We start from the raw sequence: 20,343 nt of genomic DNA, 5'->3' as shown, positions 1-20,343 counted from the left end.
GTCGGTCATGGGTCAGAACAGGCAGTAGCGCTGGGCCAGCGGCAGCACGGCAGCGGGTTCGCACACCAGCAATTGGCCATCGGCGCGCACGTGGTAGTTCTGCGGGTCGATATCCATTTGGGGTGCATAGTCGTTGAGCACCATGTCGCGCTTGCCGATGGTGCGGCAGCCCTTGACGGCCACCAGTGGCTTCTGCAGGCCCAAGCGCTGACCGATGCCGGCGGCCAGACCTGCCTGGGACACAAAGGTGAGCGACGTTTGGTGCAGCGCCCCGCCAAAACTGCCGAACATGGGCCGGTAGTGCACCGGCTGCGGCGTGGGAATGGACGCGTTTGGATCGCCCATGGCGGCCGCGGCGATCATGCCGCCCTTGAGAATGAGTGCGGGCTTGATGCCGAAGAAGGCGGGCTTCCACAGCACCAGATCGGCCCACTTGCCCACCTCGACCGAGCCGATTTCATGGCTGACGCCGTGGGTGATGGCGGGGTTGAGCGTGTACTTGGCGATGTAGCGCTTGACGCGGAAGTTGTCATTCCGGTCGCTTTGTTCCGCTTTCCCGGTACGGCCTGGGGTGGGGGCCAGCCATCCGCGCTGCACCTTCATCTTGTGGGCCGTTTGCCAGGTGCGGCAGATGACCTCACCCACCCGGCCCATGGCCTGACTGTCGCTGCTCATGATGCTGATGGCGCCCAGGTCGTGGAGGATGTCTTCGGCCGCGATGGTTTCCTTGCGGATGCGGCTTTCGGCAAAGGCCAGGTCTTCGGGGATGGACGCATCCAGGTGGTGGCACACCATGAGCATGTCCACATGCTCTTCCAGCGTGTTGACGGTGTAGGGACGCGTGGGGTTGGTGGAGCTGGGTAGCACGTTGGCTTCGCCCACCACTTTCAGGATGTCGGGCGCGTGGCCACCACCCGCACCTTCGCAGTGGAAGGTGTGGATGGTGCGGCCCTTGAAGGCGGCGATCGAGTCTTCGACGAAGCCGGATTCGTTGAGCGTGTCGGTGTGGATGGCGACCTGCGTGTCGGTGCGTTCGGCCACGTCGAGGCAGGCGTCGATGGCGGCGGGAGTGGTGCCCCAGTCCTCATGCAGCTTCATGCCGATGGCCCCGGCCTCGATCTGCTCCATCAGCCCCTGAGGCTGACTGGCGTTGCCCTTGCCCAGGAAACCCAGGTTCATGGGGAAGGCGTCAGCCGCCTGGAGCATGCGCTCCATGTACCAGGGGCCAGGGGTGCAGGTGGTGGCGTTGGTGCCCGTGGCCGGGCCGGTGCCGCCCCCCGTCATGGTGGTGATGCCCGACATGAGGGCTTCTTCGATTTGCTGCGGGCAGATGAAGTGGATGTGGCTGTCGTAGCCGCCGGCGGTGACGATCATGCCTTCACCCGCCAAAATCTCGGTGCCCGGGCCGATGACGATGTCCACACCCGGTTGCACGTCCGGGTTGCCGGCCTTGCCGATGCTGGCGATGCGGCTGTCCTTGACGCCGATGTCGGCCTTGACGATGCCCCAGTGGTCCACGATGAGGGCGTTGGTGATGACCAGATCGACCGCGCCCTGCGCGCGGCTGCGCTGGCTCTGGCCCATGCCATCGCGGATGGTCTTGCCGCCGCCAAACTTCACTTCTTCGCCATAGCCACCGGCCCGCAGGGTGCAGTCCTGCTCGACTTCTATGACCAGGGCGGTGTCGGCTAGGCGAAGGCGGTCGCCCACGGTGGGGCCGAACATATCGGCGTAGGCGCTGCGGGAAATGCTTGCCATGGTGGGGTTTCCTTCGGGTTACAGCGCGCCTTGAACCAGGCCACGAAAGCCGTACACCTCGCGGCTGCCCGCGTAGTCCACCAGCTCCACGGTGCGTTGCTGGCCGGGTTCGAAGCGCACGGCGGTGCCGCTGGCGATGTTGAGCCGCATGCCGTGGGCCGCAGCGCGGTCGAACGACAGGGCCGCGTTGGTTTCGGCAAAGTGGTAGTGCGAGCCGACCTGGATGGGCCGCTCGGCGGTGTTGACCACCACCAGGGTGACGGTACGGCGGCCGGGATTGAGCGTGTGCTCGCCGGGGTCGATGAGGAGTTCGCCGGGAATCATGGCCGGTGCCTCACTTGCGTGTGAACCAGATGGCAGCGCCGACGGCGACCGCAAGACCGATGAAGCCCAGCACATCGGTGGCGTGCCAGTGCGCACCCAGGAGTCCGTGCCCTTCGTGGGCGTGGGCAGCGGTGGCCAGCAGGGTGGGCAGAGCGGTCAGACCAAGGCGGGAAACGTGCAAGGAGGGCATGGGGCGTTCCTGAAAGAGAGGGGGCAGACGAGTCAGACGATGGGCTGGTGCACGGTGACCAGTTTGGTGCCGTCGGGGAAGGTGGCTTCGACCTGGATCTCGGTAATCATCTCGGCCACGCCGTCCATCACGTCGTCGCGGGTGAGCACGGTGCGGCCTTCGCTCATGAGTTCGGCCACGGTTTTGCCGTCGCGCGCGCCTTCCATGACGGCGGCGCTGATCAGGGCCACGGCTTCGGGGTAGTTCAGCTTGAGCCCGCGGGCCTTGCGGCGTTCGGCCAGCAACGCGGCGGTGAAGATCAGCAGCTTGTCCTTGTCGCGGGGGGAGAGTTCCATGGGGAGGGATGTGCAATAAGCGTGCCTTGGATGGGGCAGTATGCCGTGGCGTTTGGTCTTTGACCATACGGCAAACGGCGCATGGCATGAAAGCTGCACGGACCAAGGATGTGAACCCCGAGACCGTCGAGCATGCCGTGCCTGTCCAGCGCATCGTCAAGGTGCGGCGGGACTACAACAGCTGGGTGGCCAGCGAGACGCTGGAGGACTACGCCCTGCGCTACACGCCACAGCGGTTTCGCAAGTGGTCGGAGTGGCGGGTGGCGAATACCGCATTCGGGGTGGCGTCGTTCCTCATTCTGGAGGCGGTGGGAGCCACGCTGCTGGTGCAGTACGGGTTCCTGAACGCGTTCTGGGCCATTCTGGCCACCGGCTTGCTGATTTTCGTGGCCGGTTGGCCCATCAGTGTCTATGCGGCCCGGTACGGGGTGGACATGGACCTGCTCACCCGAGGCGCGGGGTTCGGCTACATCGGGTCCACGGTCACGTCGCTCATCTACGCGTCGTTCACCTTCATCTTCTTTGCGTTGGAAGCCGCGGTGATGGCGTACGCGCTGGAGCTGGCGCTGGGCATTCCCCCGGCCTGGGGCTACCTGATCTGCGCGGTGGTGGTGATTCCGCTGGTCACGCACGGGGTGTCGGTGATCAGTCGTTTCCAGGTCTGGACGCAACCCCTGTGGCTGGTGATGATGGTCATCCCTTTTGTCGCGGTGGCCATGCTCGATCCGGGGGCGTTCGCATCGGTGGTGCACTATGGTGGGGCGGACAATGAGGGCGGGGTGTTTCAGTGGCACCTGTTTGGTGCGGCGCTCACCGTGGGCATGGCCCTGATCACGCAGATGGGCGAGCAGGCCGATTACCTGCGCTTCATGCCCCGCGAAACGTCCGAACGCCGTGGACGCTGGTGGGCCGGGGTGGTGATGGGTGGGCCGGGCTGGGTTGTCATGGGGGTGGTCAAGATGCTGGGCGGGGCGTTGCTGGCGCATCTGGTGCTGAGCCACGGGGTATCGGCTGACCGCGCGGTGGACCCGAACCAGATGTACCTCATGGCCTATGAGTACCTGCTGCCCTATGGTTGGGCGGTGGCGGCCACGGCGTTGTTCGTGGTGGTGTCGCAGCTCAAGATCAACGTGACCAACGCCTACGCCGGTTCGCTGGCGTGGAGCAATTTCTTTTCGCGGCTCACGCACCACCACCCCGGCCGGGTGGTGTGGGTGGTGTTCAACACCGCCATCGCCTTCATGCTGATGCAAATGAACGTGTTCGAGGTGCTCGGCGACGTGCTGGGGCTGTACTCCAACATCGCCATCGCCTGGATCATGGCGGTGGTGGCCGATCTGGTGATCAACAAGCCCATGGGCTGGTCGCCCAAGGGCATCGAGTTCAAGCGGGCCCATCTGTACGACATCAACCCGGTGGGGGTGGGGGCCATGTGCCTGGCGTCGGCGCTGGGCATCGCGGCGCATCTGGGCCTGATGGGGCCGATGGCGCAGGCATTTTCGGCGGTGGTGGCGATGGTGACGGCGTTTGTCACCTCCCCCTTGATCGCCTGGGCCACGCAGGGCCGCTACTACCTGGCCCGCCACCCGCAGCCCGACGAGCATCCCGCGGACAGGACAGGGGATGACGGCCCCTACGTGCGCCTCAAGCGCTGTGTGATCTGTGAGTCGGCTTACGAGGCGCCGGACATGGCGCACTGCCCGGCCTACCAGGGCAGCATCTGTTCGCTCTGCTGCACCCTGGATGCCCGCTGCGCCGACCTTTGTAAACCGCACGCCAGGCTCTCGACCCAGTGGCAGGCGACGCTGCAACGCCTCCTGCCGCGCCGCTGGTGGCCGCAGCTCGATGCCGGACTCGGGCACTTCCTGTTGCTCATGCTGGTGATCGCCCCGGTGCTGGCGGCGGTGCTGGGCCTGCTGTACCGGCACGAACTGCAGGGGGCGCTGGCCCTGGACCTGCCCTGGATGGGTGGGGGGGTCGAGGCCGCGCTGCATGCGGGCTTCGTGAAGGTGTATGCGGCGCTGCTGTTGGTGTCGGCCATCGTGGCGTGGTGGCTGGTGCTGGCCCACAAAAGCCGCGAGGTGGCGCAGGAAGAGTCGAACCGCCAGACCCGCTTGTTGATGGAGGAGATTGCCTCGCACCGGCGCACCGATGCCGCCTTGCAGCAGGCCAAGCAGGTGGCCGAGCGTGCGCGCGAGCAGGCCGACCAGGCGAACCAGGCCAAGACGCGCTATGTGAGCAACATCAGCCATGAGTTGCGCACCCCGCTCAACAGCATCCTGGGCTACGCACAACTGCTGCAGGAAGACCCCAACCTGCCGCCGCACCGTTCCCATGCCATCAAGGTGATCCTGCGCGCGGGTGAGCACCTGCTCTCGCTGATCGAGGGCACCCTGGACGTGGCCCGCATCGAAGCCGGCAAGCTCACGCTCGACGTGAAGCCGCTGGACCTCAGGGCGTTGATGGACGAGGTGGCCGGCATGTTCGAGTTGCAGGCCCAGGCCAAGGGGCTGGCGTTCCGCTTCGAGCCGCCCGAGCTGTGGCCGCAGGCGGTGCGGGCCGACGACAAGCGCTTGCGGCAGATCCTCATCAACCTGCTGGGCAATGCCGTCAAGTTCACGACCCAGGGCGGCGTGACGCTGCGCCTGCAGTACGGCCGTGAGATGGCGGTGTTCGAGGTCTGCGACACCGGGCCCGGCATGACGCCGGAAGAACTGGAGCGCGTGTTCGAGCCCTTTGCCCGGGGCGCGGCCACCAGCAGCCAGGGCTCCACGGGCGCCGGGCTGGGGCTGACGATCGCGCGCATGCTCACCAACCTCATGGGCGGCGACATGACGGCCGAAAGCACCCCGGGCCAGGGCACCACCTTCCGGCTGCGCCTGTTCCTGCCCGAGGTGCATGGCGAGACCGCAGGTCAGGCGAGCCCCCGCCCGCTGGACGCCAGGGGTTACGCGGGGGCGCGGCGCACGGTGCTGGTGGTGGACAACGAGGAAGACGACCGTCAACTGCTGCAGAGCTGGCTGGCCCCGCTGGGATTCGATGTGCGGCTCGCCACCCATGGCGAAGAGGCACTGGCCCAGTTGCGCACCGGCTTGCAGCCCGATGCGGTGTTCATGGACCTGGCCATGCCGGGCATGGACGGCTGGGAGGCGCTCACGCATCTTCAGGCCCTGGTGCAGTCGGGGCGGTTGGCCAAGGTGCCGGTGGTGGCGGTGGTCTCGGCCAACGCCTTCGACAAAGGCCTGGACAACCCGGTGGGTTTGCCGCCCGAGGATTTTTTCGTCAAACCCGTGCGGCGTGATGAATTGCTGCGCTGGCTGGGTGAGCGGCTGGCTCTGACGTGGCTGCCTTCAGAGGACGGGTCAAAGGAGGATGGCCATGCGCTGGCACCAGAGGGCGCGCCGGGCGCGGCCACCCGGTGCGACATCCCCTCGTCGTTCGGGGAATGCCTGGCCCGGTGCACTGTTTCCGATTTGCGGGACCTGCAGGAACTGGCCCGGCTGGGTTACTACCGGGGCTTCATTCGCCGGCTGGATGCGCTGTGCCCCGGTGAAGAGGCGGAGCCGCTGCGGGTGCTGGCCCGTGAATTCCGCTTCGAGACCATAGAGCAAAAATTGCAGGAAACCCTCCATGCGCTGGAACCCTACAGAACTTGAAGACGATGGCCCGGTGGTGCTGATCGTGGACGATGTGCCGGAAAACCTTTCGGTGTTGCACGACGCCCTGGACGAAACCGGCCACACCGTGCTGGTGGCGCTCAATGGCGAGGCGGCGCTGGCCCGCGCGCGGCAAGCCCGACCCGACGTGGTGCTGTTGGACGCCCTCATGCCCGGCATGGACGGGTTCGAGGTGGCGCGGCGCCTCAAGGCCGACCCCGACACCGCGCACATCCCCATCATCTTCATGACCGGGCTCACCGAAACCGAGCACCTCGTCAACGCGCTGGATGCCGGTGGCGTGGACTACGTGACCAAGCCGGTCAAGCCGCAGGAGGTGATCGCGCGCATGGGGGTGCATCTGCGCAGCGCCCGTCAGGCCCGGCGCGGTGCGGTGGAGCAGCAGCAAGCCCGCAACGCACTCGATGCTTTTGGCTACGCCACCATCACCGTGCGGGAGCGAGATGGCCGGCTGATGTGGCAGACGCCGTTGGCGCGCGAGCTGTTGCGGCGCTACTGCGGCACCGAAGCACCGGACACACCCGCCGTGGTGTTGCAATGGCTGCGCCGGCACCTGCCTGATCTGCAGCACACCGACTGCGCCCCCGTGGAGCCGCCCCGCCTGACGCTGGAAAACGGCCCGCGCCGCCTGACCTTTCGACTGCATCTGGTGGTCGGCGACCCGGCTGATGCCAGTCCGAATGGCGAGGGCGGCGACTGGCTGATCGTGATGCAGGAAACGTCGGACGCCAGCGTGCTGGAAGCCCTGGTGCAGGCCTTTGGCCTGACCGCCCGCGAGGCCGAGGTGCTGTACTGGGTGGCCAAGGGCAAGATCAACCGCGACATCGCCGACATCCTAGGCACCAGCCCCGCCACGGTGAAGAAACACCTGGAACGCATCCATGCCAAGCTGGGGGTGGAGACGCGCACCGCCGCCGCGGCCATGGCCATCAACCGGGTGCCGTTGCTCCAGCCACGGGGGGCTTGAGTCGGCATACGCCACCTGGCGTACAGACGCGATCCAGGGTAGTCCCTAGCATGAAGTTGTCCGTGTCGAATCCCTGAAAGTGAGGGTTCCCAGCGGCAAGTCCGCCCCCTGTTCATGTTTGGAGCCCTGAGATGATGAAGCGTCGTACCACCCTCAAAGCCCTGTCGGCGGCCACGGCCGTCGGTACCGTTGGCGGCCTGGCCGCCTGGCCTGCCCGCGCCCAGGCCAACACCCCCATCAAGGTGGGGGTGTTGCACAGTTTGTCGGGCACCATGGCCATTTCCGAAACCGTGTTGAAAGACACGGTGCTGATGGCGATCGACGAGATCAATGCCAAGGGCGGTGTGATGGGGCGCAAGCTCGAAGCCGTGGTGGTGGACCCGGCCTCCAACTGGCCGCTGTTTGCCGAGCGTGCCCGCCAGCTGCTGACGCAGGACAAGGTGGCCGCCGTGTTCGGCTGCTGGACCTCGGTGAGCCGCAAGTCGGTGCTGCCGGTGTTCGAAGAACTCAACGGCCTGCTGTTCTACCCGGTGCAGTACGAGGGCGAGGAAATGAGCCCCAACGTGTTCTACACCGGCGCCGCACCCAACCAGCAGGCCATTCCGGCCGTGGAATACCTGATGAGCGAAGACGGTGGTTTCGCCAAGCGCTTCGTGCTGCTGGGCACCGACTATGTGTACCCCCGCACCACCAACCGCATCTTGCGGGCCTTCCTGAAGTCCAAGGGCATTGCCGATGCCGACATCATGGAGGAGTACACCCCCTTCGGCCACAGCGACTACCAGTCGATCATTGCCCGCATCAAGCAGTTCTCGGCCCAGGGCAAGAAGACGGCGGTGGTCTCCACCATCAACGGCGACTCCAACGTGCCGTTCTACCGCGAGCTGGGCAACCAGGGCCTGAAGGCGACCGACGTGCCGGTGGTGGCGTTCAGCGTGGGCGAGGAAGAGCTGCGCGGTGTGGACACCCGTCCGCTGGTGGGTCACCTGGCCGCCTGGAACTACTTCATGAGCATCAAGAGCCCGGCCAACGACGAGTTCACCAAGAAGTGGGCGGCCTACGCCAAGGCCAAGAACATCCCCGGCCACCGTGACCGCCCGCTGACCAACGATCCGATGGAAGCCACTTACCTGGGCATCAACATGTGGAAGCAGGCCGTGGAAAAGGCCAAGTCCACCGACGTGGACAAGGTGCGCGTGGCCATGCGCGGCCAGACCATGAAAGCGCCGAGCGGTTTCGATATCCAGATGGACGAGAAGAACCACCATCTGCACAAGCCGGTGTTCATCGGCGAAGTGCGCGCGGACGGCCAGTTCAACGTGGTGTGGAAGACCAAAGGCCCGGTGCGAGCACAGCCCTGGAGCCCGTTCATCGAAGGCAACGACAAGAAACCCGACACCCCGCAGAAATCCGCCTGAGCGGGAGCGCCACGATGAGTCTGCAAGCCTTGTGGGGAGTGATGCACCGCCCTGGCAGCCTGTTCGCGGGGCTGCTCGTGGGCCTGATGCTGGCCTGGTCCGGTGCGGTGCTGGCCCTCACCCCGGAAGACGCCCTGGCCTTTGCCGAGGGCGACACCTCCGATCGCATCGAGGTCATGGGCCGGTTGGCCGCCTCGGGCGATGAGCGGGCCGAGGCGCTGATTCGCGCCATGGCGCGAGAGGCGGTGAAGGTGCGCGGCGAACAGGTGCTCATCGTGGAAGGAGATGCTGCCATCGACGCCGTGACGGGGGAGGCCGTCACGGCCGATGGGGCCTCCAGTGTGATGATCAACAACCGCTTCCGGGGTGCCGTGCAGCGCACCCTGGCGGGCATGGATTTGCTGGGTGACGATGTGCGGCGCCAGCGCGAGGCGGCCCTGCGCCTGCGGGCCAATCTGTTCAACTCCCCGGACGACTCGCAACTGGCGTTGATCGACAACGCCTTGTCGCCCCCGTACGCCAGCCAGCTGGACAGCCGTGCCCGCCGCACGCTGGAGGACGCCCGTGCCGCCCTGTGGCTGACCAGCAGCGACCCGGCGCAACGGCTGGCGGCCGCCGAAGCGCTGGCCGATGTGGGTCAGACCATTGTGCGCAGCATGCTGGCGCGCCAACTGGAAGCCGAAACCGATCCCGCCGTCAAAGCGGCGATTGCCCAATCCCTGGCCACGGTGGACCGTGCGCTGATGCGCAGCAACATCGCGGGGCAGATGTTCACCGGCATCAGTTTGGGCTCCATCCTGCTGCTCGCGGCGCTGGGGCTGGCCATCACCTATGGCCTCATGGGCGTGATCAACATGGCCCACGGCGAGCTGATCATGATCGGCGCCTACGCCACCTATGTGGTGCAAGGGTTGTTTCGCCAGTACCTGCCGGGGGCCTTCGAGTGGTATCTGCTGGCTGCCTTGCCCGTGGCGTTTCTGACGTCTGCGCTGGTGGGCGCGGTGATGGAGCGGGGCGTGATTCGCTGGCTGTATGGCCGCCCGCTGGAAACCCTGCTGGCCACCTGGGGCCTCAGCCTTATCCTGATGCAGGGGGTGCGCAGCCTGTTCGGCGCCCAGAACGTGGCGGTGGAAAACCCCAGCTGGATGAGCGGGGGCGTGGTGGTGATGGGCAACCTGACCCTGCCCTGGAACCGCATCATCATCATCGGGTTTGCCATGGTGGTGTTGCTGGCGGTGGCGCTGCTCATCAGCCGCACGCGGCTGGGCTTGTTCGTGCGCGGCGTCACACAGAATCGTCCCATTGCCTCGTGCATGGGGGTGAACACGGTCCGCATCGATACCTATGCCTTTGCACTCGGCTCCGGCATTGCCGGGCTGGCCGGCGTGGCGCTGAGTCAGGTGGGCAACGTAGGACCGGACCTGGGCCAAGGCTACATCATCGACAGCTTCATGGTGGTGGTGCTGGGGGGGGTGGGCCAGCTGGCGGGCACGGTGTATGCCGCGCTGGGCCTGGGCCTGCTGAACAAGTTCATTGAAGGCTGGGCTGGTGCGGTGCTGGCCAAGATCGCGGTACTGGTGTTCATCATCGTCTTCATCCAGAAGCGGCCGCAGGGCATCTTTGCCCTCAAGGGGCGGCAGGCCTGAACCCACGCCCATCGGAAACCGACATGACTGCAATCCCCGTTTCTTCTCCCGTGGCCCTGCCCGAAAAAGGGCCGCTGCTCACCCGCTCCGGTTGGGGTTCCATCCTGATGGCCCTCTTGGTGGTGAGTGCCGTGGCCCCGGTGCTCAACCTGTGGGTGCCCACTGGCAGCCCTTTTCACCTGAGCGACTACATGGTGGGCCTGCTGGGCAAGATCATGTGCTACGCCATCTGCGCGCTGGCCATGGACCTGATCTGGGGCTACACCGGCATCCTGAGTCTGGGCCATGGTCTCTTTTTTGCGCTGGGTGGCTATGTGATGGGCATGTACCTGATGCGTCAGATCGGCACCGATGGGGTGTACGGCAGCGAGCTGCCCGATTTCATGGTGTTCCTGGACTGGAAGGAACTGCCTTGGTACTGGGCGTTGAGCGACAGTTTCTTGGCAACGCTGCTGCTGATCGTGGCGGTGCCGGGCGGGCTGGCGTTTGTGTTCGGCTATTTTGCCTTCCGCTCGCGCATCAAGGGCGTGTACTTTTCCATCATCACCCAGGCGCTGACGTTTGCGGCCATGCTGCTGTTTTTTCGCAACGAAACCGGCTTTGGCGGCAACAACGGTTTCACCGACTTCAAGCGCATCCTGGGCATGCCCTTGGCCACCGCCGAGATGCGCATGGTGCTGTTCGTGCTCACCGGGCTTACGCTGCTGGGCTTTTACCTGTGGGCGTGCTGGCTGGTGCAGTCCAAATTCGGTCGGGTGCTGCAAGCGATTCGAGACGCCGAAAGCCGCGTCATGTTCTGCGGTTACAACCCGCTGCCGTACAAGCTCACGATCTGGGTGATTTCGGCGGTGATGTGTGGCGTGGCCGGCGCGCTCTACGTGCCGCAGGTGGGCATCATCAACCCCGGCGAAATGAGCCCGGCCAACAGCATCGAGATCGCCATCTGGGCGGCCGTTGGTGGGCGAGCCACGCTGATCGGGCCCATCATTGGCGCCTTCATCGTCAATGGGGCCAAGAGTATCCTCACCGTGAGCTTCCCGGAATACTGGCTGTACTTCCTCGGTGGGCTGTTCATCGTGGTGACGCTGTTCATGCCGCAAGGTGTGGTCGGCTTGGCCACATCGCTTAAGGCACGGGTGCGTGGCCGCCAGGGAGGCCAATCATGACCGGTGACCTGAAAGCGGCCGTGTCCAGACAGTTGAACCGCTGGGGCGGCTGGAAGCCCAGTGGCCTGACCGAAGCGGCGGGGCGCAGCGTGTCGTTTTCGCGGCCGCTGAAGGCGGGGGAAGTGGACCTCACCCACGGTCGCATCCTGTACCTGGAGGACGTGAGCGTGGGTTTTGACGGTTTCAAGGCCATCAATGGGCTCAATCTCGACATTGCCCCCGGCGAGTTGCGCTGCATCATCGGCCCCAACGGCGCCGGCAAGACGACGATGATGGACATCATCACCGGCAAGACGCGGCCCGACAGCGGCACCGTGTTCTTCGGCTCCACCATCGACCTGCTGCGCCACAACGAGCCAGAGATTGCCGCTTTGGGCATAGGCCGCAAGTTCCAGAAGCCCACGGTGTTCGAGGAGTTGAGCGTATTCGAGAACCTGGAGCTGGCGCTGGCCACGCACAAAGGCGTCTGGTCCAGCATGCGCTTTGCACTCAACGGTGAGCAGAAAGACCGTCTGGCCGAAGTGCTGACCACCATCCACCTGCAAGACGCGGTGACCCGCCGTGCCGGCGACCTGAGTCACGGCCAGAAGCAGTGGCTGGAAATCGGCATGCTGCTGATGCAGGAGCCCAAGCTGTTGTTGCTGGACGAACCCGTGGCCGGCATGACCGATGAGGAAACCGCACGCACCGCCGAGCTGTTCCTGAGCCTGAAAGGCAAGCACAGCCTGGTGGTGGTCGAGCACGACATGCACTTCATCCGCGCCATCAGCGAAAAAGTGACCGTGCTGTGCGACGGCTCGGTACTGGCCGAAGGCACGCTCGACCAGGTGCAGGCCGACGAGCGCGTGATCGAGGTCTATCTCGGCCGCTGAAAGACCACCATGCTGCACATCGACCAGATACACCAGTACTACGGCGGCTCGCATATCTTGCGCGGGGTCAGCCTCACCGCCCAAGCGGGCGAGATCACCGTGGTGTTGGGGCGCAACGGCGTGGGCAAGACCACGCTGCTGAAGAGCCTGATGGGCCTGGTGCCGATTCGCACCGGACAGATCACCTTCGACGGCGAGCCCATCACCAAGGCCACCCCCTATGAACGCGCGCGTGCTGGCATTGGTTACGTGCCCCAGGGGCGCGAGGTATTCGCTCGCCTCACCGTGCACGAGAACCTGCTCATGGGCCTGGCCACCAAGAAGGCCAGCACGCCCATACCCCCCCAACTCTATGAGCTGTTCCCGGTGCTTCAGCAGATGCTGGGCCGCAGAGGAGGCGACTTGTCAGGCGGGCAGCAGCAGCAACTGGCGATAGCCCGTGCATTGGCGTCGTCGCCCAAGTTGCTGGTGCTCGACGAACCCACCGAGGGCATCCAGCCCAACATCATCAAGGACATCGGCCGTGTGCTGAAAAAGCTCGCCCAGGAAGGCCTGAACGGCGAGCCCATGGCCATTGTGCTGGTGGAGCAGTACTACGACTTTGCCGAAGAGCTGGCCGACCAATATTTGGTGATGGAGCGTGGCGAGGTGATTGCCAGCGGACCGGGGGCTGAGATGGCCGAAAAGGGCATACGCCAGCGGGTGGCGATCTGAAAGGCGATGCTCTGACGGGGGGCAGCCACTCTCAGACCTGCCAGATCCGCGGGGGGGTGCCTTGCAGTGCCCATGCCTCTTGGCGCAAGGTGGCCCAGGCGGTCTGGATCAAGGCCATCACGGGCTCGACCAGGGGGCCCAGCACGCGCAGCACCATCACCCGATCGTTGGGGCAGGTCACGCCCGCCGCCACGGGCTGCAGCGTGTCTGGCAACAAGGCCTGCATCGCTTCCAGCAGGCGCTCGCGTCGGGCCCGCTCCAGGGCGGAGCCGGTGGCCAGCCACAGCGTGCCCAGGCAGCGGTGACCCGCCAACCCCATGGGCGAGTGCATCAGTCGCTGATCGGTCGCGTCCAGTCGGCCCTGTTCCAGCCAGCAGCCCTGCACGCTGAGGCGCTGGTGCAGACAGCCGCAATCGAACGGTTGCCCAGAGCCGGGCAAACCGAGTGCGGTCACCTCCCAGCCGATCCACTCGGCGCCTTCGGCCAGTTGGGCGTCGAGGGTGTTGATGCCGTGGCAGCCGGGGTAGGCAATGGTTTCCAGCGGCAGCCATTCCAGCCGGGCCCCAGGCTTCAGTGAGATGCGCACCTGTTGCGTCGCGGGCAACCCACCCGATCGGTAAAAGCGCGTGGCGCCAGGCGTGGAAACCAGGCCATGCGCGCCACTGGCCACGTCCACCCGAATGCTCAGGGTGTCGTCTTCCACCAGTCCGCCAGGGGGGTGGATGATCACGTTGTGGCAGATGCCCGGGCCTTCCGGGTACAGGCTGTGAAACACCCGCAAGGGTCCGTCGTGCCGGTGCGCCAGCACGGTTTTGCCATTGCTGTCCAGCCGGTAGGCCAGATCCAGTGACGCTTGCCAGGCCATGTGCGGAGGGCAAGAGGTCTCAGGCTGCCGGGCTCATAGTTTGGCGGCTTCTCTCAGGCCAATGTCGGCTCGCTGCGCTGGCCAAGGCTGGGCGGCGTTGCGCCGGTGGCCTGACCCGGCACCGCCAACGCTGGAGCAGCTGTTGACACGATGCGCTCATCGCCGGTATCAAAAAAAGCCACCGCCTGCTGTAGCCGCTGCGCTTGTTCGCGCAGGCTTTGGGCTGCTGCTGTGCTTTGCTCCACCAGCGCCGCGTTTTGCTGCGTCATCTGGTCGAGCTGTCCTATCGCTGTGTTGACTTGGCCGATGCCTTCGCTCTGTTCGGTGGCCGCCGCTGTGACTTCGCCGATCATGTCTGCCACGCGCTGGATGGACTGCACGATTTCGCGCATGGTCTGTCCCACTTCGCCCACTTGTTGGCTGCCGGCGCGGATTTGCCCCACGCTTTGCTCGATCAGGGCCTTGATCTCCTTGGCCGCCTGTGCGCTGCGCTGGGCCAATTGACGCACTTCGCCAGCGACCACCGCAAAGCCGCGGCCCGTCTCACCTGCGCGCGCCGCCTCCACCGCTGCGTTGAGCGCCAGGATGTTGGTCTGAAACGCAATCCCATCGATGACCTGGGTAATGTCGGCGATTTTTTGGCTGCTGGTTTCAATGCCTCGCATCGACGAGACCGCCTGTTGCGTGACTTGGCTGCCGGCGCGCACCTGCTCGGCTGCCTGCAGCGCCAGTTGGTTGGCGGTGCGCGCCGCTTCGGCGCTGTGGCGCACCGCTTCGGTCAGCTCCTCCATGCTGGAGGCGGTCTGCTCCAGGCTGGACGCCGCACTCTCGGTGCGCGCCGACAGGTTCTGGTTGCCTTGACTGATTTCATCGGTCGCGGCCGCCACCAAGGTGCTGTCGGTGCTGATGCGACGCACGATCTCGCGCCACGCCAGTTGGAGTTTGTGGGCATGCAGCAATACGCGGCCAATCTCATCGTGATGCCGAACGGTTGGGGCGCTGGCGGTCAATTGGCCCGATTCCAAGGCGGCCAACAGGCTTTCTGCCGATGCCAAGGGCATGTTGATCCGGTTTCGGATGAAGCGGGCCAGCAGTATCGTGGCCAAAGCGATGATGAGGGCCGTGAGGACGGCCAAGATGGCCAGATCTTCTAACGATGTACGTACGGTATCGGCATTGCGCTCGGCGCTGAAGACGACCCATTGCCATTCGGGGTCCGCATGCCAGACGAAATTGACGGGGCCCGTCAAATCGCCGACACGCTCCAGGCTCCATATGCCATGTGTCTGACCGTCCTTGACGGTCTGCCGCAGCTGCGACAACAAGGGATTGTCGCCGTCGAGGGCCGGCCAATCGACCCCTCGCCAGCGACCCTGCAGGGGCCCGGTGCCAATGTCCAAGATCCCGACGGCGCGAGTATCGCTCTTGTTGACTTGAAGCAGCTTGCCGAGAAATGCAAGTTCCTGACTCAGGTCATACCCGATGAACAATACCGCTCGCACTCGATCCTGGATTTTGATCGGGACGTAACGGGTCATGTACTCCTTGCCGAACAGCACGGCGCGGCCCGTGTACGGCTCTGCTCGCATCAACCGTGCATGGGCAGGGTGTTGCTGGCCCAGCAATGTCCCGACAGCCCGCGATCCATCTTGTGTTTTCAGGCTGGTGCTGATGCGACGAAAGTCGTCCCCTTCGAGAACGAAAACGGTGGCGACTGCACCGGTTCTTTCGGTGAACATGTCGACCAGGATGAAATTGTCCTTGAGGGGGATGCCAAAGTGCTTGAGTTCCCCTTGACCCGATTCTTCGGAATATTCCAGGCCGCTGGGCGACAAAATTTGTTCGAACCTTTCGTATTGGATTTCGGCCCCTTTTTGGCCGGATTGTCTGGCATGCTCGATCATGGCGATCAACTTCATGTTGTCGTGGGCGTACGACCGAAGCGTCATCTCCCTTTCATCGTGATACATGGAATATCCAAACCACGTCAGTCCGACGATCAGGAGGATCGCTACGCCGACCAAATTGCGGGCCAGGCCCCAGCTCAAACGGGATTTTTCGGTGGAAGGCCTCATGACGGTGAATTTCAAAGGACGTGGCTGACGGGGGAATCCTAGGGAAAACGAGCGCTCTCGATGTGCGAGCAACAGGCCGCAACTCCACCGGCCCGCGCGATGATAGTGTAGGAGGATGCGTATCGTCCAGCTGATGCCCTTGCGTTTTTACCCAGAGCGACGACCCACAAACCGGCCGCAGCGGGATGGCTTGGCCTTCGCTCACGCCGCCTGGCTGCCGCGGTGCGCCCAGCCGGTGGTGTGTTTCTCGATCCAGCTGAACAGTTCGTACATGACCATGGCCATGATGCCCACCACCAGCAGGCCGCTGAAGGCCAGGCCCATCTGCATGGAGCTACCGGCGGAGATGAGCAGATAGCCGATGCCTTCGTTGGACGCCGTCATTTCCGACACCGTGGTGCCCACGAACGCCAGCGTGATGGCCACCTTGAGCGAACCGAAGAAATAGGGCAGCGAGCGCGGCAGGCCAACCTTGGTCAGCACGTCCCAGCGCTTGGCGCCGAGCACACGCAGCACGTCTTCCAGCTCGGGCTCCAGCGTGGCCAGCCCGGTGGCGATGTTCACCATGATGGGGAAGAAGCTGATCAGGAACGCCGTGAGGATGGCGGGCCCGATGCCGATGCCGAACCACACCACCAGAATGGGCACGAAGGCCGCCTTGGGCAGCGCGTTGAAGGCCGTCATGAGCGGGTAGATGGCGGCGTAGGCCAGGCGCGAGGAACCGATCAGGAAGCCCAGCAGCACCCCCACCACGATGGCAATGCCGAAGCCCGCCATGGTCACCCAGTAGGTGCGCCAGGCATGGCCGAGGATCGTGGTCTTGTGTTCCAGCGTCTGTTCCCAGATCCGGGAGGGGCTGGGGAAGATGAATTCCGAAACGCCAAACCCTTGGGTGATGGCCTCCCAGACCACGATGATGGCCAGCAGGAGGATCAGCGGAGACCAGCGTTCGATGTGTTTTCTTTTCATGCCAGGCCCCTTCACTGGTGCATGGCTGCGCCAGCCTTGCGCATGGCGCCGATGTGGCCGCGCAGCTCGTGCACGATGTCGGTGAACTCGCGGGTGTAGGTCACTTCGAGGTCGCGGGTGCGGGGAATGGGGATTTCGCGGCGCACCACGAACCGGCCCGGGCTCTTGCTCATGCAGTACACCGTGTCGGCCAGGAACACGCTCTCGCGCAGGTCGTGTGTGACCAGGATCACGTTGAAGCGTTGTGCCTCCCACAGGTCGCGCAGGGTGCACCACAGCTCTTCACGGGTGAAGGCGTCCAGCGCACCGAAGGGTTCGTCGAGCAGCAGCATTTTGGGCTCATGGATCAGCGCCCGGCAGATGCTGGCGCGTTGCTGCATGCCGCCTGAAAGCTCCCAGGGAAACTTCTTTTCCATGCCGCCCAGCCCCACGCTGGTCAGCAGCTTGCTGGCACGCTCCTCGAACTCCTTGCGGCGGTCCTTGAACTGGCTGCGGTAGGGCTCCACGATCTCCAGCGGCAGCAACACGTTGTCCAGTGTGGTGCGCCACGGCAGCAGCGACGGCGCCTGGAAGGCCATGCCGGAAATCTTCAGCGGCCCGGTCACCGGTTGGCCGTCGATGGTGATCTGGCCCTTGCTGGGCATTTTCAGGCCCGTCGCAAGTTTCATGAAGGTGGATTTGCCGCAGCCCGAAGGCCCCACGATGGCAATGAACTCCCCTTTGTTCACCTTGAGGTTGATGTCCTCCACCGCAAAAATGTTCTGGGCCAGCAGGTCCTCGTTGTAAGCCAGCCAGACCTGGTCGAAATCCACGAAGGGCTGTGAGGTGGAGGCGGTGTTGACCGTGTCGTTCATGCGTGCTCCTGCAAAAAGGGCCAGCCACCCTGCGGAGGCTGGCCCGTATTGTCGGTCTGGTGAGCGTCAGCGCCTGGCCGGCGGCAGGATGTCCAGTTCGGCGGCGGGAGGCAGCATCGAGCCATTCCAGACGGTGGCCGGGTTCACACGGGTGCGGGTGCCAAAGGCGTCTGACACCTGGCTGGCCATCAGGCTCAGGCGTCCCGGGTTGATCTGGCCGAAGCCTTCTCGGCGCGCATCGGGGCTGGCGATCACCGAGTCGATCGCCAGTTGCAGGCGGCGGGTTTCCAGGGCCACGTTGATGATGCCGTCGCGGGCTTTCACCGATTCGATGCCCATCGCCGGATTGGCCATGACTTCCTGGGCACCCTTGACAAACGCCTTCAGGAAGGCGGTGATCGCGGCCGGATTCTCCTGAATCAGCTTGGGCGAGGCGATGATCGCATTTCCATACAGCTTCACGCCATGATCCGCGAAGGGCATGATGACCACGTCTTCGGGTTTGACGCCACGGGCTTCCAGGTTCAGCAGCGAGGTGAAAGAAAAACCCGTGATGGCGTCGATGTCCCCACGGACCAGCATGGTTTCACGCAGCGGCGGGTCCATGGAGGTCCAGGTCACGCCGCTGACGTTGTTGGCCTTCTCGAAGATGGGAAAGGCCTTGCGGCCAGCGTCGAAGACCGGGGCGCCGAGCCTCTTGCCATTGAGGTCGGCGGGCGTCCTGATGCCGCTCTTCTTGAGGGCCAGTACCGCCGCGGGGGTGTTGTTGTAGACCATCATCACGGCCACCGGCTTGTTCGGGGCGTCCGGGTTGTTGGCGTGGAATTCCATGAGAGCGGCCAGGTCTGCAAGACCCATGTCGTAGGTGCCCGAGGCCACGCGCGTCACGGTGCCACTGGAGCCATTGCCAGAGTCAATGGTCACGTTCAGGCCTACATCACGGAAATAACCCTTGGCGGCAGGGTGCAGGAACAGCGCGGCTGGGCCTTCGAAGCGCCAGTCGAGCTGGAAGCGGATCGGTGTCTGGGCATGAACCGAACCCAAGGTGACGGCAACCGCCAGAGCGGCGGTGGCTTGCAGGAAATGGCGCTTGTTCATGAGGTTTCTAGGAACGGCAAAAGGTAACGGTAAGGTCAGGATGGGCTCCAATCCGTCCAGCAAGATCGGTGCCAGCTCTTACCTCTTTTCTGAGCACAGAGGTGTATACAAAATGTCATGGAAACACTGCATTTGTGGGAGCCTCAGGCTCGAGGGGTTGAGTACGGGGCTGGTGCATCCATGCACTACAAGTGTGTATGAAAAATCTGCTGGCTTGCTACTGGGTTTTGAGGTGTTGAAGCTCATGGTTAACCCTTATCGATTGTCAGGGAGATTTTTCGTGCACAAGTTTGTATACAGATTATGATTTCTTCTGGCCCAGAAAGCGCACAGGGGAAACCCTCAAACGCCCAGGCCGGGCTCCGCAACAGCGGAGCCCGGCCTGGGGGGCTGATGCCTGAGCGGGGAGGCGATCAGTCGGCGCGGATGTTGCGTTCCCGGATGATGGCGCCAAAACGCTCGGAGTCCTGAGCGCCACGCTGCCCGAACTCGGCAGGGCTCAGCGGCAGGGCTTCACCGCCCAGAGTGGTGATGCGCTCGCGTACAGGGGCGGTGTTCAGGATCTGGTTGATTTCGCGGTTGAGCCGGGTGATCACGCCGGTCGGGGTGCCCGCGGGTGCATAGAAGCCGAAAATGGTATCGGCATCGAACCCTCGCAGACCCAGTTCATCGAGGGTGGGCACGTCGGGAAACAGCGGCGAACGCTTCAGGCTGCCCACGGCCAGCAGCTTGGTGCGGCCGGCGCGCGCGTGTTGCAGGCCGATGCCGGGATCGAAGTAGAAGTCGATCTGGCCACCCATGAGGTCGTTGAGGGCGGGGGCAGCACCACGATACGGCACGTGCACCGCGAACACGCCGGCCTGGCTTTTGAACATCTCGCCGGCGATGTGAGGCGAACTGCCGTTACCGGCCGAACCGTAGGAGAGCTTGCCTGGTTGAGCCTTCATCATGGCGATCAGCTCCTGTGCCGAAGAGACTTCCAGCGTCGGACGGGCCATCAGGTACACCAGCACGCGCGCGGCCGAGGCCACGGGCACGAGGTCCTTGACGGGGTCGAACGACATTCGGCTGTAAATGTGGGGGTTGACCGACACCATGCCACCCGAGGCCATCAGCAGGGTGTAGCCGTCGGCAGGCGATTTGGCGACCGCATCGCCCGCGATGTTGCCGTTGGCACCTGGCCGGTTTTCGACCAGCACGGGCTGCCCGATGGCTTCGGCCAGTGGGGTGGCCACCAGTCGGGCGATCTGGTCGGCCACCCCGCCTGGCGGGAACCCAACCACGATCCGGACGGGTTTGGTGGGCCAGGCCTGGGCGGCGGCGCTGCCCAGCGCGCCCAGCGTGATGGCGGTGGATATGCCCAGCATCAGCAGGGTGCGGCGCAGGTATCGGGAAGTGGTCATGGTGGTCTCCTT

Annotated in this window: 17 protein-coding genes; 7 read left to right on the top strand and 10 right to left on the bottom strand. The window is 64.6% G+C overall.

Annotation, left to right across the window (positions count from 1 at the left end; all coding sequences use genetic code 11):
• Positions 1-12 precede the first annotated feature (12 nt).
• Genes ureC through ureA form a run of 4 tightly spaced genes read right to left on the bottom strand, consistent with a single transcriptional unit; the run spans position 13 to position 2,607 of the window.
• Entirely contained in the window at positions 13-1,758 is a 1,746-nt protein-coding gene (gene ureC / locus HZS63_RS00635; protein WP_180682088.1) for an urease subunit alpha, read from the bottom strand.
• Positions 1,759-1,776: 18 nt separating this feature from the next.
• A complete protein-coding gene (locus HZS63_RS00630; protein WP_180682087.1) occupies positions 1,777-2,082 on the bottom strand; it encodes an urease subunit beta in 306 nt (101 codons plus the stop codon).
• Positions 2,083-2,092: 10 nt separating this feature from the next.
• Positions 2,093-2,272 carry a hypothetical protein gene (locus HZS63_RS00625; RefSeq protein ID WP_180682086.1) on the bottom strand — a complete coding sequence of 60 codons (180 nt, stop codon included), beginning with the start codon at positions 2,270-2,272 and terminating at the stop codon, positions 2,093-2,095.
• Positions 2,273-2,304: 32 nt separating this feature from the next.
• The gene (gene ureA, locus HZS63_RS00620) at positions 2,305-2,607 is read right to left on the bottom strand and encodes an urease subunit gamma (protein ID WP_180682085.1); all 303 of its coding nucleotides are present in this window, start codon (positions 2,605-2,607) and stop codon (positions 2,305-2,307) included.
• 86 nt (positions 2,608-2,693) lie between these two features.
• On the opposite strand from ureA, the gene HZS63_RS00615 reads away from it, so the two are divergent.
• The 7 genes from HZS63_RS00615 to urtE all read left to right on the top strand — a co-directional run bounded on the left by HZS63_RS00615 (position 2,694) and on the right by urtE (position 13,067).
• A complete protein-coding gene (locus tag HZS63_RS00615; RefSeq protein WP_180682084.1) occupies positions 2,694-6,263 on the top strand; it encodes a hybrid sensor histidine kinase/response regulator in 3,570 nt (1,189 codons plus the stop codon).
• Positions 6,238-7,251: a response regulator transcription factor gene (locus HZS63_RS00610; protein WP_180682083.1), complete on the top strand. Its 1,014-nt coding sequence runs from the start codon at positions 6,238-6,240 to the stop codon at positions 7,249-7,251. Before HZS63_RS00615 ends, HZS63_RS00610 begins: the two co-directional genes overlap by 26 nt.
• 134 nt (positions 7,252-7,385) lie before the next feature.
• On the top strand, positions 7,386-8,669 hold the full coding sequence (urtA, locus tag HZS63_RS00605; RefSeq protein ID WP_180682505.1) for an urea ABC transporter substrate-binding protein: 1,284 nt from the start codon (positions 7,386-7,388) through the stop codon (positions 8,667-8,669).
• A gap of 86 nt (positions 8,670-8,755) precedes the next feature.
• On the top strand, positions 8,756-10,315 hold the full coding sequence (gene urtB, locus HZS63_RS00600) for an urea ABC transporter permease subunit UrtB (protein WP_180682504.1): 1,560 nt from the start codon (positions 8,756-8,758) through the stop codon (positions 10,313-10,315).
• 23 nt (positions 10,316-10,338) lie between these two features.
• A complete protein-coding gene (gene urtC, locus HZS63_RS00595) occupies positions 10,339-11,481 on the top strand; it encodes an urea ABC transporter permease subunit UrtC (protein WP_180682082.1) in 1,143 nt (380 codons plus the stop codon).
• On the top strand, positions 11,478-12,353 hold the full coding sequence (urtD, locus tag HZS63_RS00590) for an urea ABC transporter ATP-binding protein UrtD (RefSeq protein WP_180682081.1): 876 nt from the start codon (positions 11,478-11,480) through the stop codon (positions 12,351-12,353). The genes urtC and urtD overlap by 4 nt, the downstream gene beginning before the upstream one ends.
• A 9-nt stretch (positions 12,354-12,362) precedes the next feature.
• Positions 12,363-13,067, top strand: a complete 705-nt coding sequence (gene urtE, locus HZS63_RS00585) for an urea ABC transporter ATP-binding subunit UrtE (protein ID WP_180682080.1) — start codon at positions 12,363-12,365, stop codon at positions 13,065-13,067.
• Positions 13,068-13,098: 31 nt separating this feature from the next.
• Here the strand turns inward: urtE and HZS63_RS00580 are convergent, their stop codons facing one another.
• The 6 genes from HZS63_RS00580 to HZS63_RS00555 form a co-directional block, all read right to left on the bottom strand.
• On the bottom strand, positions 13,099-13,932 hold the full coding sequence (locus tag HZS63_RS00580; RefSeq protein ID WP_180682079.1) for an urease accessory protein UreD: 834 nt from the start codon (positions 13,930-13,932) through the stop codon (positions 13,099-13,101).
• Between the two features lie 53 nt (positions 13,933-13,985).
• Complete coding sequence (locus HZS63_RS14075) at positions 13,986-15,980, bottom strand: methyl-accepting chemotaxis protein (RefSeq protein WP_281364016.1); 1,995 nt, start codon at positions 15,978-15,980, stop codon at positions 13,986-13,988.
• Between the two features lie 228 nt (positions 15,981-16,208).
• Positions 16,209-16,976, bottom strand: coding sequence for an ABC transporter permease (locus HZS63_RS00570; RefSeq protein WP_180682078.1), 768 nt, complete (start codon positions 16,974-16,976; stop codon positions 16,209-16,211).
• Positions 16,977-16,987: 11 nt separating this feature from the next.
• On the bottom strand, positions 16,988-17,830 hold the full coding sequence (locus HZS63_RS00565) for an ABC transporter ATP-binding protein (RefSeq protein WP_180682077.1): 843 nt from the start codon (positions 17,828-17,830) through the stop codon (positions 16,988-16,990).
• A gap of 66 nt (positions 17,831-17,896) precedes the next feature.
• Positions 17,897-18,928 carry an ABC transporter substrate-binding protein gene (locus tag HZS63_RS00560; protein WP_180682076.1) on the bottom strand — a complete coding sequence of 344 codons (1,032 nt, stop codon included), beginning with the start codon at positions 18,926-18,928 and terminating at the stop codon, positions 17,897-17,899.
• 413 nt (positions 18,929-19,341) lie between these two features.
• On the bottom strand, positions 19,342-20,331 hold the full coding sequence (locus HZS63_RS00555) for a Bug family tripartite tricarboxylate transporter substrate binding protein (protein WP_180682075.1): 990 nt from the start codon (positions 20,329-20,331) through the stop codon (positions 19,342-19,344).
• Positions 20,332-20,343: the final 12 nt, after the last annotated feature.

This window comes from Tepidicella baoligensis, assembly GCF_013432195.1.
Taxonomy (GTDB): Bacteria; Pseudomonadota; Gammaproteobacteria; order Burkholderiales; family Burkholderiaceae_C; genus Tepidicella; species Tepidicella baoligensis.
Note: the sequence above shows the minus strand (reverse complement) of the source record. Positions and strands in the feature narration are given on the sequence as shown.